This window comes from Herbaspirillum sp. UBA812, from assembly GCF_002296545.1.
Classification (GTDB): domain Bacteria; phylum Pseudomonadota; class Gammaproteobacteria; order Burkholderiales; family Burkholderiaceae_D; genus Herbaspirillum; species Herbaspirillum huttiense.
Genome location: NZ_DBIC01000276.1, coordinates 1 through 14,691, shown reverse-complemented (window position 1 = coordinate 14,691; position 14,691 = coordinate 1). Strand labels below are relative to the sequence as shown.

Annotated in this window: 14 protein-coding genes; 8 read left to right on the top strand and 6 right to left on the bottom strand. The window is 62.3% G+C overall.

Going from position 1 to position 14,691, the window contains the following annotated elements; all coding sequences use genetic code 11:
• Positions 1 to 4 precede the first annotated feature (4 nt).
• Positions 5 to 2,494 carry a DEAD/DEAH box helicase gene (locus tag B3873_RS19085; RefSeq protein WP_286868231.1) on the top strand — a complete coding sequence of 830 codons (2,490 nt, stop codon included), beginning with the start codon at positions 5 to 7 and terminating at the stop codon, positions 2,492 to 2,494.
• 42 nt (positions 2,495 to 2,536) lie between these two features.
• Here the strand turns inward: B3873_RS19085 and B3873_RS19080 are convergent, their stop codons facing one another.
• Entirely contained in the window at positions 2,537 to 3,970 is a 1,434-nt protein-coding gene (locus tag B3873_RS19080) for an MFS transporter (protein ID WP_286868228.1), read from the bottom strand.
• Between the two features lie 176 nt (positions 3,971 to 4,146).
• Complete coding sequence (locus B3873_RS19075) at positions 4,147 to 5,346, bottom strand: ATP-binding protein (RefSeq protein WP_252696693.1); 1,200 nt, start codon at positions 5,344 to 5,346, stop codon at positions 4,147 to 4,149.
• Positions 5,347 to 5,591: 245 nt separating this feature from the next.
• On the opposite strand from B3873_RS19075, the gene B3873_RS19070 reads away from it, so the two are divergent.
• Positions 5,592 to 5,903 carry a hypothetical protein gene (locus tag B3873_RS19070; protein ID WP_286868225.1) on the top strand — a complete coding sequence of 104 codons (312 nt, stop codon included), beginning with the start codon at positions 5,592 to 5,594 and terminating at the stop codon, positions 5,901 to 5,903.
• A gap of 47 nt (positions 5,904 to 5,950) precedes the next feature.
• Here the strand turns inward: B3873_RS19070 and B3873_RS19065 are convergent, their stop codons facing one another.
• Positions 5,951 to 7,813: a sigma-54-dependent Fis family transcriptional regulator gene (locus B3873_RS19065; RefSeq protein ID WP_286868224.1), complete on the bottom strand. Its 1,863-nt coding sequence runs from the start codon at positions 7,811 to 7,813 to the stop codon at positions 5,951 to 5,953.
• Positions 7,814 to 8,106: 293 nt separating this feature from the next.
• Between B3873_RS19065 and B3873_RS19060 the strand changes: the two genes are divergently transcribed.
• The 6 genes from B3873_RS19060 (at position 8,107) to B3873_RS19035 (ending at position 12,739) form a co-directional block, all read left to right on the top strand.
• On the top strand, positions 8,107 to 9,576 hold the full coding sequence (locus B3873_RS19060) for a benzaldehyde dehydrogenase (RefSeq protein WP_286868221.1): 1,470 nt from the start codon (positions 8,107 to 8,109) through the stop codon (positions 9,574 to 9,576).
• Positions 9,577 to 9,640: 64 nt separating this feature from the next.
• Positions 9,641 to 10,408, top strand: a complete 768-nt coding sequence (locus tag B3873_RS19055; protein ID WP_034333166.1) for a coniferyl-alcohol dehydrogenase — start codon at positions 9,641 to 9,643, stop codon at positions 10,406 to 10,408.
• 49 nt (positions 10,409 to 10,457) lie between these two features.
• Positions 10,458 to 11,426 carry a SphA family protein gene (locus B3873_RS19050; protein WP_286868217.1) on the top strand — a complete coding sequence of 323 codons (969 nt, stop codon included), beginning with the start codon at positions 10,458 to 10,460 and terminating at the stop codon, positions 11,424 to 11,426.
• A gap of 158 nt (positions 11,427 to 11,584) precedes the next feature.
• Positions 11,585 to 11,869 carry a hypothetical protein gene (locus B3873_RS19045; RefSeq protein ID WP_286868214.1) on the top strand — a complete coding sequence of 95 codons (285 nt, stop codon included), beginning with the start codon at positions 11,585 to 11,587 and terminating at the stop codon, positions 11,867 to 11,869.
• A 270-nt stretch (positions 11,870 to 12,139) separates the two neighbouring features.
• Positions 12,140 to 12,400: a DUF4148 domain-containing protein gene (locus tag B3873_RS19040; protein WP_286868212.1), complete on the top strand. Its 261-nt coding sequence runs from the start codon at positions 12,140 to 12,142 to the stop codon at positions 12,398 to 12,400.
• Positions 12,401 to 12,514: 114 nt separating this feature from the next.
• On the top strand, positions 12,515 to 12,739 hold the full coding sequence (locus tag B3873_RS19035) for a hypothetical protein (protein WP_121041128.1): 225 nt from the start codon (positions 12,515 to 12,517) through the stop codon (positions 12,737 to 12,739).
• A gap of 188 nt (positions 12,740 to 12,927) precedes the next feature.
• Here the strand turns inward: B3873_RS19035 and B3873_RS19030 are convergent, their stop codons facing one another.
• The 3 genes from B3873_RS19030 to B3873_RS19020 form a co-directional block, all read right to left on the bottom strand.
• Positions 12,928 to 13,593 (bottom strand): GAD-like domain-containing protein, encoded by a 666-nt coding sequence (locus B3873_RS19030; RefSeq protein ID WP_286868208.1) that lies wholly within the window; start codon positions 13,591 to 13,593, stop codon positions 12,928 to 12,930.
• A 163-nt stretch (positions 13,594 to 13,756) separates the two neighbouring features.
• Positions 13,757 to 14,197 carry a hypothetical protein gene (locus tag B3873_RS19025; protein WP_286868205.1) on the bottom strand — a complete coding sequence of 147 codons (441 nt, stop codon included), beginning with the start codon at positions 14,195 to 14,197 and terminating at the stop codon, positions 13,757 to 13,759.
• 25 nt (positions 14,198 to 14,222) lie between these two features.
• On the bottom strand, positions 14,223 to 14,691 hold a 469-nt coding region (locus tag B3873_RS19020), incomplete at its 5' end, for a T6SS immunity protein Tdi1 domain-containing protein (protein ID WP_286868202.1).

Genomic DNA, 14,691 nt, shown 5'->3' with positions numbered 1-14,691 from the left:
TACAATGGCCGCTCCCCCGTTTTTCATCGGCCGCATGCCTGCTTCGCCTTCCTCCAGCGCATTCCATCCCCGCCTGACCTTGCAGACGCTCACCCGTGGTGAGGGCTTGCTGGGCATGCGCGCGCACGGCCTGTTCGGGCCGCGTGGCGGCATGGTGACGGTGGCGCAGATCGACTGGGTCTATGGCGACGGCGCGCAGCGCTGGAGCATGCCGGCCCCTGTGGGTCACGCCGAAGACGAAGCCGCTTACACGCCGGCACATGTCACGCGCAACCACGCCGCCGAGGCCGCGGCACTGGAGAGCATTCGCGAGATGGGCCTGCTGCCCTTGCGTGAGGATGCCTTGCAATGGCGTGCCGAGAATCCCCTGCATGACGCCGGTCCGCTCTGGACCCTGATGCTGGAAGACTCCTTCGGCGACTTCTGGGCCGACCAGGCCCCGCGTCTGCAGCAGCAGGGCTGGACCTTGCGCGTGCGGCCGGGGTTTGCGCATGAGAGTGTGCCGGTCACGGCGTGGCGCTTCATCGTCAGCAGCGAGAACGGTGAGCTCAGTGCGCGCGAGGTGGCCGCGCCTCTGCAGCCGCGCGCCTTCTCCAGCGAGATCTTCGACGGCCTCGATCCCAGTGGCCGCTGGCTGCTGGCTATGGGTATCGAAGTCGATGGCCAGACCCTGGATGTAGCACCGATGGTGGCCGACCTGTTGCGGCGCGACCCGCGCTGGGCCGATGCGCAACAGGTGGAGCGCATGGATTCGCATGCCGTCATTTCACTGCGTGCGCCGGGCGGCCGTCGCATCGATGCCATGGCCGGTCCGCTCAAGGCGGTGGTGCTGTCCTTGCTGGATCTGCTGGTGGACCTCAAGCGCAAGGACGGTCCGCTGCAACTCTCGCCTTGGGATGCCCATCGTCTGGACAGCCTGCAGGCCGACCTGCAAGCACTGCAGGGTGGCGCACCGTGGTACATGAGCGGGGCTGCCGGCGTGCTGCAACTGGCGCAGCGGCTGCGTGCGGCCGGCAGCGTTCAACCGGTGGCACCACCGGCAGGATTGGGCCTGACCCTGCGCGGTTACCAGCTGCAGGGCGTGGCCTGGATGCAGTACCTGCGGCAGCATGGCCTGGCCGGCATCCTGGCCGACGACATGGGCCTGGGCAAGACCGCGCAGGTGCTGGCCCATCTTCTCATCGAACGACAGGCCGGCCGGCTCGACCTGCCCGCGCTGGTGGTGGTGCCGACCTCGCTGCTGTTCAACTGGCAGCAGGAAGCGCAGCGCATCGCCCCGGCCCTGCGCGTGCAGGTGCTGCATGGCGAGGACCGTGCGCGCCATGTCAGCGCCATTGCGCAGGGACAGGCCGACCTGGTGCTGACCACCTATCCGCTGCTGTGGCGCGATCTCGACCTGCTGCTGTCGCTGCGCTTTCACCTGCTGGTGCTGGATGAGGCGCAGACCATCAAGAATGCCGCTGCCCGCAGCACTGCGGCTGCACGCCGCCTGCACGCACGTCATCGGCTCTGCATGACCGGCACGCCGCTGGAAAACCATCTCGGCGAATTGTGGAGCCAGTTCCATTTCCTCATGCCGGGCTTCCTCGGGGATGCACGCAGCTTCGCGCGGCTCTGGCGCAAGCCCATCGAGCAACAGGGAGAAACCGTGCGCGCGCGCCTGCTGGCCCAGCGCGTGCGCCCCTTCATCCTGCGCCGGCGCAAACAGGATGTGCTGCAGGAGCTGCCACCGCGCATCGAGATTGTCGAACGCCTGCAACTGCAGGGCCGCCAGCGCGAGCTCTACGAGAGCGTGCGCATCGCCGCCGACAAGCAGGTCCGCCGCGCGCTGGAACGGCGCGGCCTGGGCAGCAGCCAGGTGTCGGTGATGGATGCCTTGCTCAAGCTGCGCCAGGTCTGCTGCGATCCCTACCTGCTGAAGCAGGGCCGCATGCCGCGCGGACTGGAGCGCGCCAAGATCGAGTGGCTGCGCGATACCTTGCCCGCGCTGGTGGAGGAGGGGCGGCGCATCCTGCTGTTCTCGCAATTCACCAGCATGCTGGCCCTGATCGAAGCCGAACTGCAGGCGCTGCAATTGCCCTGCCTGATGCTGACCGGCGACACCGAACCGGCTGCCCGCAGCGGTGTGATCTCCCGCTTCCAGCAAGGTGAAGTACCGCTGATGCTGGTGAGCCTGAAGGTGGGGGGCGTCGGCCTGAACCTGACCGCTGCCGATACCGTGGTGCTGGCCGATCCCTGGTGGAACCCGGCCGTGGAAGAGCAGGCCATTGCCCGCGCGCACCGGTTGGGGCAGACGCGCCAGGTGTTCGTCTACAAGCTGGTCATCGAGGGGAGTATCGAAGAGCGCCTGCTCGAACTGCAAACGCGCAAGTCGGCGCTGGCCGAGGGCATGCTGGGGCGCGATGACACCGCCACCATCAAGTTCGGCGAAGAGGAATTGCAGGCCTTGTTGGCACCGCTGGGGGCGGGCATTGCGGAAAAAATCCTGTCATAAGCGCGGCTGATGACTGAACAGCTTCATCATCAGCTCAGGCATTCAGGATTTCCACTCCGCCACCTCTTCCAGCGTGCGCCGTTCTGCATCCACCGCAAAGCGTAGCGCGCACACCCCGGCCAGCAGCGCCAGGCATGCGCCCAGCGCATAGCCCGCTGCCACTGCATGGCGGTCACCGCTGGCGATGAGCCAGCCCAGCAGGACCGGCGCGATGAATCCGCCGACGCCGGTACCGATGGCATAGAAAATCGAAATGGCCATGGCACGCATGCGCAGCGGGAATACCTCGCTGGCCGTCAGGTAGGCCGAGCTGGCCGCCGCCGAGGCCACGAAGAACACTGCGCTCCAGCACAGCGCCAGTGAACGCGCATCCAGCATCCCGGCATTGAAGGCCCAGGCCGTGGCGGCCAATCCCGCACCGGAGAGCAGGTAAGTGGCCGCGATCATGCGGCGACGGCCGATGCTGTCGAACAGGTGGCCCAACAGCAGCGGCCCGAGCACATTGCCCAGCGCAAAGGGAAAGATGTAGAGCGCCACGCGATGGTCCGGTACCTGGAAGAAGCGCGTGAGCACCAGCGAGTAGGTAAAGAAGATGGCGTTGTAGACAAAGGCCTGGGCCACCATCATCAGGGCCACCATCACGCTGCGCTGGCGATAGCGATGCAGCAGCACGTGGGCGATTTCGCGCCAGGGCAGCATGCCGCTGCCTGCTGTGCCACTTTGGGTCGATGCGCTCGGGGCGTGTTCCACGGCGGGCAGGGGGCCATGTTGCTGCTCGACCTCCGCTTCGATCCTGCGCACCACGGCTTCGGCTTCGGCGTGGCGGCCGTGCATGAGCAGCCAGCGCGGACTCTCCGGCACATGCCGCCGCACCAGCAGCACCGCCACCGCCAGCACGGCCCCGAGCAGGAAGCAGGCGCGCCAGCCCAGTGCCGCACCCATCACCTGCGGATCAAGGATCACCAGCGACAGCCCGGCACCCAGTGCCGCCCCGATCCAGAAACTGGCGTTGATGATGAGATTGACCCGTCCGCGCACGCGCGCGGGTACCAGCTCATCAATGGCGGAATTGATGGCCGCGTATTCGCCGCCGATGCCAAGGCCAGTCACGAAGCGGCACAGCGCCAGGACCAGGAAATCCTGCGCGAAGGCGGTGGCCAGTGTCGCCGCCATGTACAGCATCAGCGTCAGCATGAAGAGCCGCTTGCGCCCCAGCCGGTCGGTGAGGCGGCCGAAGACCAGCGCGCCCAGCACGGTACCGGCGATATAGAGCGAGCCGGTCCAGCCGACCTGCGCCGCATCGAGCGCCAGCGTATCGCTGCGCTCCAGTACGCTGCCGAGCGATCCGACCAGCGTGACTTCCAGCCCGTCCAGTACCCAGGCCACGCCCAAGGCGATGACCACGCGCCAGTGCCAGCGCGACCAGGGCAGGCGGTCGAGGCGGGCAGGGATGGTGGCGGATGGGGTGGCAATCATCGAGGGCTCCGTGTGCGAGACGAGGCGCACCGTGCAGCCTGCGCCTGAATGGCAGACCGCCCGCTGGCAGCGCGGGTTCCTGTGGATGAGCTTGGCCGGCTATTTGCGACGATGAAGTTATTTCTTTATTGGGTGACGTCCATGCAGACCCTGTGGAAGCTCATGCAGAGGCACCGCTAAACCTCCGCATTGAGCCAGTCGCGGCCGGGCATGATTCGCTTCATGAAGTCATCAAACAAGGGAACGGTGAAGGCGGTATCCCCATGTGTCGGACTCCAGATCATGCCTTTGGCGATCAGGCTGCTCCGTACCGGCCCCAAGGATGAGCTCTCTCGTCCCAATTCGGAAGCAATGTCTCCGGAGCGGTGAGGCCCCTGACCTAGTTCCGCCATCGCACGCAGGTATCTTTTTTCGGTGGGAGTGAGTCGGTCAAAACGCACGCGGAAGAAACTTTCATCCAAGGCCGCGATGGCTTCGGTAGAAGCTTTCTCGACGTCTGCTTTGGTGATCGGACTTTTTTCTGCGACATCCCAGGCATGTTTGCCCCATTCCTGCAGGAAGTAGGGATAGCCTTGGGTGTATTGGACGATCAGTTTGACTGCATCCTGGTCAACCTCGACGTGTTCGCTTGCGGCGGGTTTGACGATCGCATCAGTCGCATCCTCCTCTCCCAAAGGACCGATGGGGGGGAACGCGAACAGCCGCTCGGCGTACGACTTCGCTTCGCCCATGCGGCCCCTGAGCTGGGGCAGGCCCGCTCCTACGACTATCAAGGGTAATTTCTGCTGAGCACAACGATGGAGCGCGGAGATAAGCGCGGCCATCTGCGCTTCGGGAACGTACTGCAGTTCGTCGATGTAGATGGCTACCACCGTTTCTGCCGATTGCGCGGCTTTTCCGACTTGTTCGAGCAGAGCCGTCAGGTCGCCTTCCAGGTCGCCGTTGTCGGCCAGCCCCGGTTCGGCTTCGTAATCAAGGCCGACTTCGATGTCGTTGAACGTGACTTTCAGTTTCCCCACAAAGCCGGCCAATGCGCGCAGACCGCGCACCGCGTAATCTTTCGACTTCTCCAATCTGCTCAGACGAAGCAAGCCCAGTCGCAACTGCGGCAAGAGCGCTGCGGGAAGAGACCTGCCTTCCGGTGCCTCGATGCGGATGGCGACGACGCCTTCTGCCTCCGCGTCGCGCATCATCTGATCAAGCAGAACAGTCTTGCCTACCCCCCGCAATCCGACCAGCATGATGCTCTTGTCGGCCTTGCCCAGACGCACACGCTGGATGCAGATGCTCATCTTCTCGCGAACAGCATCGCGCCCCGCCAATTCGGGCGGTGGACTGCCTGCACCTGGAGCGTAAGGGTTCGTGACCGGGTTCATATCTATCCTTTTTATTCATTTTATCTATTTAAGATAAATTAGCTAAAAAGGGTATATCCGTCAACCCCGCTTACCGTATGACGCGCCAAATGATTCGGTTTATAGAAAAATTTTGGTATTTATCTTTGGTAGATAAAAAAGATAAAAAGTTTATAAGTCCGCCGCATTCCTGCCAGTCCTGCCCTCTTTTCGCCTCAGTCATTTCCTGATGGGCGTCAACCCATCCGCAAGCTACCATCGCCGTATTGCCATCAAACAACGAGGACGGGGAGGACATGGGCTGGTTCGATACCATCATGCAATACGCCATCTACGCCGCCCTGGCCATCTGTTCGGTCGGGCTGGTGGCGGCCATTGCATTGTTCATCGCGCTGGAACACCGCTGGCAGGACCGCGTGATGCAGGATGTGGAAGATCTGTCCGCGCGCAGGCAATCCGGACATCTCGACAAGGACCTGCCCATCCATCCCTGGGAAGAACTGCGCAACCGCATCGGCGAGATGCAGATCGTGGCCGATGAGGCCGACCGTCCCAGTCCTTACAAGAACGTCGCCTGACGCTCTTCGTCTCGTCTCCTGCCTGCCAGGAGATGCCCGCACATTCCCTAACTTTCCCGCTTCTGCTGCCGGTACGCCAGCTGCGCCCGCGTGATGCCAAGCAGGCGTGCCGCCGCCGACAGGTTGCCGCCGGCCCGTTCGATGGCCTCCGCGATCAGGGTCTGCTCCAGCGCGGGCAGGGAGAGCGCGCCGCCTTCCTCCTTGCGGCCGCCGTGCCATTGCTGCACCGTCTCCAGCAGGCTGCCTTCAGGCTGATGTGAAGTTTCCTTCCTGCGCTCGCCCTGCCGCCCGGCGAGCGTGCCGGTCTCGCCTTCCCCTTCGCCCTGCAGGGCCAGCGACAGCACCTCGTCATTGAGCGTCTCACCGCTGATGAACATATGCGGCAAATCCAGCGGATGCCCCTGCGCCAGGATCACGCCGCGCTCGATCAGGTTCTGCAACTCGCGGATGTTGCCGGGGAAGCTGTAATTGAGCAGCGCCTGCACCGCACGCTGCGTGAACCCGCGTACCGCAATCCCGTGGCGTTGCCCGTAGAACTTGAGGAAGTGATTCATCAACAGCGGAATGTCGTCGCGCCGCTCGCGCAGCGGGGGCAGGTGGATCGGGAACACGTTGAGGCGAAAGAACAGGTCTTGCCGGAAACGCCCCTCCCGTACCGCCACCGCCAGGTCCTCATTGGTCGCGGCCACCACCCGTACCTTGACCTTGAGCGGACGGGTCGAACCGACGCGCTCGAATTCACCCTCCTGCAGCACCCGCAGCAGCTTGCCTTGCGCCACCAGGCTCAAGGTTCCCACTTCATCAAGGAACAGCGTACCGCCGTCGGCCAGTTCGAAGCGGCCCGCGCGGGATTGCGTGGCCCCGGTATAGGCACCGCGTTCGACGCCAAACAGTTCGGTCTCGATCAGCGTCTCGGGAATGGCGGCGCAATTGATGGCCACGAAGGGCTGGCGTTCGCGGCGGCCGATCTGGTGCAGCATGCGTGCAAAGCGCTCCTTGCCCACGCCCGACTCGCCCGTGAAGAGCACGGTCGCGTCCGTCGGTGCCACCCGGTTCAGCAGATGGCAGGCGGCGTTGAAGGCGGAGGAAGTGCCTACCAGCGCGCGCGTCAGATCAGCCTCCATGGCTTCCGCCGCCTCGGCGCTGAGCCCGCTGTGGCTGGTGGCGGCGGCTTCGCCATCGGTGGCCAGCATGCCGCTGCCGACGAAGTCCTGGGCATTGAGGTAGCGCAGGTCGTCTTCGGCATCGCTCCACAGTTCGGCCGATTTGCCGATCACGCGGCAATGCGGCGTGCCCATGGCGCGGCACTCCACTTCGCGGAAGATCACCAGATGTCCCAGCAGCGTGCTGACATAACCGATGGCATAGCCGATCTGCTGCCAGCACGAGGGCGCGGTGGCGACGCCGTAGGCGGCCAGGTGTTCATCGGCTTCGCTGGAGTTGTGCCACAGGAATTCGCCCTCGTAGCGGCCACTGTCGGGGTCATAGCTGAAGCTGACCGGGATTACCTTGACCACCCCCTCCAGCGTATGCAGCCGGGTGCCGGCCATGAGGATGGTGGAGGGATCGGCCTCGGGCCAGCGTTCACGCACCAGCTGCGCATCGCGTGCGCCGGAGATGTAGCCGGCGCGGGTCAGCAGGCCGCGCGCCTTGTCGATGCCGAGATTGTCGATCAGCTCGCGCCGCAGCGTCCCCATGCTGCGGCTGTGGATGAGCAGCATGCGCTGGTCATTGAGCCAGATGCGGCCGTCGCCGGGCGAGAAGAACAGGCATTCGCTCAGGTCCGCCAGGGTCGGATGGGCATCCACGCTCCAGCGGTCGGTGCTGGCCGAACTCAGCTGCACCGGGGCGGCGGCGCTGCCCTGGCTGCGTACCATCTCGGCAAGGGAAATACGCTGGGATGGCGGCATGGGCGGACTCCTGGCGGAAAGGGGCAAGCGGGACGGGCGCGGGCCCGGTTCATCAAATGATGAAATTCAGTGGGCTGATGGTTGGCGAATTTGCGCAAATGCGCAAGCTGCAGTGCGTCAAGAACGCTGCTCCATCGCAGCAAAAATCTCTCCCGAAAACCTGCTCTGGCCTTCCCCGTCGGGGATGGATGAGCTTGCTGCAAAGCCGCATGGTATGGCGCGCAGCGCGGTGGCACAGGCTTTGCAGAATGGCTGCTGATCCGGATTCACCGGCCATTACAAAGGAGACCCGCATGTCCGCCCCATCCACCCCCTTGCTCGATCCTGCCCGCTGGCAACGCCACCTGTTCCGTGGCCGCTGGGAAGAAACCGCACACGGCACCACCGTCATCGAACCGGCCACCGGCGCAGCGCTCACCGAGGTCGGTCTGGCCGGCGCGGATGACGTGGCCATCTCCGTCCAGGCCGCCGTGGCCGCCCAGGCCGAATGGCTGGGGGTGCCGCCGCGTGAGCGTGCCGAGATCTTCCGTCGCGCCGGCAACCTGTTCCAGCAGCACTTCGATGAACTGGCGCGCATGGTGGCACGCGAGACCGGCGGCGTGCTCTTCAAGGGCGAACACGAGGTGCGCGAAGCCATCACCCTGTGCCACCTCGCGGCCGGCATGCCGCTGCAGGCGCAGGGACAGTTGCTGCCCAGCGCGCCGGGTCGCCTGAGCATCGCCAGACGTGCGCCACTGGGCGTGATCGGGGTGATCTCGCCTTTCAATTTCCCGCTGATCCTGACCTTGCGCACGGTGGCGCCGGCGCTGGCGGCGGGCAATGCGGTGGTGGTCAAGCCGGATGTGCGCACGCCCGTGTCCGGCGGCTTCATGCTGGCGCGCATCTTTGAGGAAGCGGGTTTGCCGGCCGGTCTGCTACATGTGCTGCCCGGCGGCGCGGAGGCCGGCGAGGCGCTGGTGACGGCACCGCAGGTGCCGATGATCGCTTTCACCGGTTCGCCCGCCGTGGGCCGCCGCATCGGCGAGCTGGCCGGACGCCATCTCAAGAAGGTCTCGCTGGAACTGGGCGGGGCCAATGCGCTGGTGATCCTCGACGATGCCGACCTCGACGTCGCCGCCAGCAACGCGGCCTGGGGCGCGTGGCTGCACCAGGGGCAGATCTGCATGGCAGCCAATCGCATCCTGGTCCACGCCTCGCAGGCAGCGGGTCTGCTGGAGCGCCTGGTGGACAAGGCGCGTCACCTGCCCGTGGGCGATGGGGCCAGCGGCCAGGTGGCGCTGGGCCCGCTGATCGATGCGCGCCAGCTGCAGCGCGTGCACGGGCTGGTGCAGGACAGCGTGGCGGCCGGCGCACGCTTGCTGGCTGGAGGCTCGTATGAAGGTTTGTTCTATCAGCCGACGGTGCTGTCCGGCGTGCGGCCCGGCATGCGCGTATTTGATGAAGAAATCTTTGGTCCGGTGGCCAGCGTCATCACGGTGGATTCCGAGGAAGAAGCCATCACCCTGGCCAACCAGAACCAGGGCGGACTGGCCGCCGGCGTGATCTCCGGTTCGCTGGCCCGCGCCATGCGGGTGGCGGGGCGGCTGCGCCAGGGCATGGTCCACGTCAATGACCAGACCGTCAACGACGAGTGCGTGAACCCCTTCGGTGGTCCCGGCATTGCAGGCAACGGCACCAGCGTGGGCGGGCCGGCCGACTGGGAAGAGTACACGCAATGGAAGTGGATCACGGTCAAGGAGCAGGCCACGCCGTATCCCTTCTGAATCCATCGCATGCGTGCCGCTGTAAAAAACCAAACGATATAAATCATTATTCAAGGAGACCAGCATGACACTGCAAGACAAGACCATCGTCGTCACCGGCGTTTCTTCCGGCATCGGTGCCGAGACCGCGCGGCTGCTGCGGGTCCAGGGTGCCCGCGTGATCGGGGTGGATCGCAATGCCCCCATCATCAGCGTGGAGGGTTTCGTGCAGGCCGATCTTTCCACCGCCGATGCCATCCACGATGCCGCCGCGCAATTGCCCGAGAAGATCGATGGCCTGTGCAACATCGCAGGTGTGCCCGGCACGGCCCCGGCGGACTTGGTTGCACGCGTGAACTATCTCGGCTTGCGCCATCTCACCGAGCTGCTGATTCGCCGCATGCCGCCGGGCAGCGCCATCGTCAACGTGGCTTCCATCCTTGGTGCCGAATGGCCGCAGCGGCTGGACCAGCACAAGGCGCTGGCGCAGACCGCCGGTTTTGCGGCCGGGGCCGAGTGGCTGGCGCAGCATCCGGTGCCGCAGGAGCGCTGCTACCAGTATTTCAAGGAAGCGCTCATCGTCTGGAGCATGGCCCAGGCCCAGCCCTGGTTCCTGAAGCATTCGATCCGCATGAACAGCGTTGCGCCGGGTCCGGTGCTCACGCCCATCCTGGGCGATTTCGTGACCATGCTCGGCCAGGACCGCGTGCAGAAGGATGCCCATCGCATGAAGCGCCCGGCCTATCCGGACGAGATCGCTGCGGCCATCGTCTGGCTGTGCGATGACGGCAGCCGCTGGATCAATGGCGTGAACCTGCCGGTCGATGGCGGACTGGCCTCGACCTATCTCTGAATCCGACGCACGGCAAGCGACCCATCCGATAACAATACCAGGAGACACCATGAGAGAGCACCGACAGCCCGCCCGCCGCCGCGCGGCGCGGCTGGCACTGAGCCTGAGCCTGCTGCCCGCGCTGGCCAGCGCCTACGACCAGCCCGCCGTCAACATGGGCGGGACCAGTTTCTTCGATGGCGCACCGCTGCCCGGCGGTCCCGGCTTTTACTTCGTCGAATACCTCACCTACACCAAGGCCACCAAACTGGTGGACAACAACGGCAACCGGCTGGGCTTTCCTGCCACCCAGGACATCAGCGTGTTCGCCCCCATCAGCCAGTTCATCTACGTGCCACCGGGGGCCAAATTCGGCAACAAGCAACTGGGCTTCCAGATGCTGGTGCCGTGGGTGGCCAATGCCAAAGTGGACGATGGTGCCAACAATGCCATCCTTCGCGGCAATACCGGCATTGGCGACATCAGCGCCGGCGTGTCTGTGCAGTACGATCCCGTCATGGGGGCGCAAGGGCCGCTTTATTCGCAGCGGTTCGAACTGCAGTTCATCCTGCCGACCGGGGCCTATGACCGCAATGCCACCGTCAATCCGGGCAGCAATACCTGGTCCTTCGATCCCTATTGGGCCGGCACGCTGTGGGCCAGCCAGAACCTGAGTTTCAGCTGGCGCCTGCACTATCTCTGGAATGCCCGCAACAACTCGCCCAATGCGGCTTTCGGCAACAACGTCAGCTCCACGCAGGCGGGGCAGGCGGTGCATGCCAACTTCTCCGCCGAGTACGTGCTCAATCCGGCGCTGACCATCGGCGCGGCCGGCTACTGGCTGCAGCAGATCACCGATACCAAGGTCAACGGCAGCGATGTGGGCGGGCGGCGCGAGCGCGTGGTCGGACTGGGGCCGGCGGCCATGGTGAGATTGTCCGAGCGCGACCTGCTGTTCTTCAACGTGTACCAGGAATTTGCCGTGCGCAACCGGGCCGAGAACAGCAAGTTCCAGATCCGCTACGACCATCACTTCTGAGCCGGGCGCGTTCGCCGCTGTCGTCAGTTGCGGCTCTGCCTGCTTTCCTACAGCAGGCAGAGCCGTTGTCCGCTTAACCGTCCGGTCCTCCGGCGTGATACTGCTCCCCGACAATGAAGGCAGCCAACGTGCCCGCCACAAGATGGGAGAACCGAATCATGCCAGCTACCGACCAATCCAGAACCGGCCAGCCTGCCCGCCAGCTTGAGCAAACTGACGATCCGATGCGCAAGCGCTTGCGTAAAACCCTCGCGGGTGGACGTTTGCCGCCGGTGGTCCGTCCGCCGCGCCAGCTGCAGCCTGCGTTGCAGATGTCCTCACAGACCTGCATGCCCGAGGTGCGCGTGCGCGCCGAGACCGGCCCTGCGCGTCCGGTAGCGAAGCAGGTCCAGCACGAGGAATACACCCAGCCCCTGCGCGCGAACCAGCGCCAGTGGACCTGATGGCGCGGCTTTGTATCACTTTCGGACTATCGGCTCGATAGGCAATGGCGATTGTTCCAGAACCCGGAACACTCAATTCTTTCCAGCGTGGTTTTTCTCCTGAGCGCTCTTCCGTAGACTTCAGTCCATCGATGAACGACATCGCAACGCAAGAAACGATGCGGTTCTAGAGAGTGAGTGGCGTGAGCCGAACGACAACCCGGCTACCTGCATCACTGAACTGTAAGCAACCCTGCTGAAGTCCACTTAACGTATTCAAGGAGAAACATCATGTCCGCAAAGACCATTATCGCCGCCGTCCTGGCCCTGTCCGCTTCGTCCGTCGCTTTCGCTGAAGCCCAATACCCGGTTGACAAGCCTTTCGTCTCGCACACCACCCGCGCTGCCGTGAAGGCCGACCTGGCCCGCGCCCAGGCACAAGGCATCGCCAACCAGCCTGACTCGGTGTTCCCGGCCCTCAGCAACGCTCCTGCCAAGAGCGCCGTGCAAACCGCCGGCAGCGTTGCCGATTCGACCTACGCTGGTGCCTGATGCAGGGTGATCCGATGCGCGGTCCGGCATGATCGGCCACGCATCGCGGTTCGCGGCACCGTCACTGGTGTGAAGCAGAACCCCAGCACGTAAAACAAGAAAGAGGAATTCATCATGCTGCATCAACTGTTCTCGCGTAGTCTCTCCGTGTATCCACGGATCTACCTGCAATTTGCCGCTCTGGTCGGTTTGCTCATTGCCGCCGAGTTCAGCTTGAGCACCCTGTCCATGATGCTGACCCAGCGCGCCGTCTACCGCGTTTCGCAGCGCGTGCGCCACCGCCGTGAATTGCAGCGCCGTGAACGCTGTGCCGATAGCGGCGGCAATTGCTGTGCCTGAGCCTGGCTCAAGAATTTCGATATGAAAAAAGCGGCGCACCCACTGTGGGTGCGCCGCTTTGGTTTTTGGCGCCGCTGCCGATGGCGTTTTTCGGGGTGAGGGCTGTTGTCAATGGATGGTTTTTGGACATTCGCTCAGTGTGATTCGTCCCAATGCGGAGGCGGCACCATTGACGAATGGCTGCATGTTCAAGAATTGAGCAACTTTTCAATATCGATCCCCGCGAATGGCAATTCTGGCTCTGCGAATTGGCGGAGAATCGTCAGGTGCACGTGGGCATTCACCTTGGCTAAATTTTCTAGGCGAATTTTTCCTCCCAATACAATAGCGGGCTCGAATCCATAGATTTCGTGCCGCTCAAGCGGACCTCGTTTGGATCTGGCGCGTTCGAAGAGCGGCTGTCCGTTCTCGTCTTTCATGTCAAGCTCGATCGGCTCATTGAATGCAAAAAACGAACGGATTGAAAAATCCAGGTCTTCTTTAGTTTTTGCCTTCAATCTATTTTCCAAAGCAGCGACCACATTGAGGGCGCAATAGATCGTGACGCTACATCCTGTCTTTTCACCACACACATGGAGTTCGCCAAATGCTGTCCTTGCAATCACGTGGAATGCGTCAATCTCATCTAATCCGGTATCTGCAAGCCACTCATCAACGAGGTCTTCATAGTGATCAGGGTCAACTGTGCAAAAGAGGCCATTCGCATATTCGCACCATCCTTCTTGCTCCCAGTATGTCAATAACTTATCTGGCAGCTTACCGCGCCATTTTTCAAGGCTTGCGGCGGGTACCGGGGAGGTCTTGGTCGCTTCGCCAAAGTTACTAATAAAATATTTGAATCCTTCGTCTCTCATCTCATTCCCTTGCCACTGCAAGGCTCCAGTTTGAAATTCATGAACGGTCCCGCTAAATCGTCGTCAGCTCTGACATAGGGAATAATTTTTTATATTCGCGAATTCCATAGCCTTTTCCCTTGGACGATCCATTTATTTTGCAAAAGTCTCGGAAGATAAGGCTTCATTTTTCTTTTGGTGGCCACTCATCCCATCTTCCTTTTGCGAAAGCCGTTACCGACTTGGCACCGTCATCGTCATGAAAAAATCCGTTCACAGCTAATCCGAGTTTGAGAAAGATACTCACGCCGACTATTGTTAGCGGTGCATCATCCCAATTGTGAAGAACCTTAAATGCAAGCGTGCTCGGAACCTCGAACAAGTTAAGACCATTCAATTGGACTTTTTGGAGACTGGGGTACAAGCTGATTTCCAACAGTGTTGCATCCATTTCCGAATAAGTTAGTTGCATACCGTTGTTGCTCCAATATTCTGTCAACTCTTCGGAGCACCAGCTTTTATCGATAGATAAAGTATCGCCTATCAGTTGATGAACCTCGTCGCGATTCATTCCAAACCTGAGCGGTCCGACGCCCACGTAAGGCAGGATGATGTGCTCTCTCATACCCAACGGCTCACGATGGGACATTTCAAGAGTCGAGCAACTTTTCAATATCGATCCCCGCGAATGGCAATTCTGGCTCTGCGAACTGCCGGAGAATCGTCAGGTGTACATTGGTCTTCACCTTGACTAAATTTTCGAGGCGAATTTTTCCTCCCAATACAATAGCGGGCTCGAATCCATAGATTTCATGGGGCTCAAGCGGACCTAGTTTGGATCGGGCGCGTTCGAAGAGCGGCTGGCCGTTCTCGTCTTCCATATCAAAACGCGCAAAATCACTAGACACAAAAAAAGAACGGATCGAAGAATCCTGATCTTCCATATTTTTTATAATCAATTTATTTTTTAAGGCAGAGATCATATTGCGGGCGCATACAATCGTGACGCTACGTCCTGTCTTTTCGCCAGAAACATAGAGCGTGCCAAATGCTGACCTTGCAATCACGTGGAAGGCGTCAATCTCATCCAATCCGGTGTCGGCGAGCCACTCATCAACA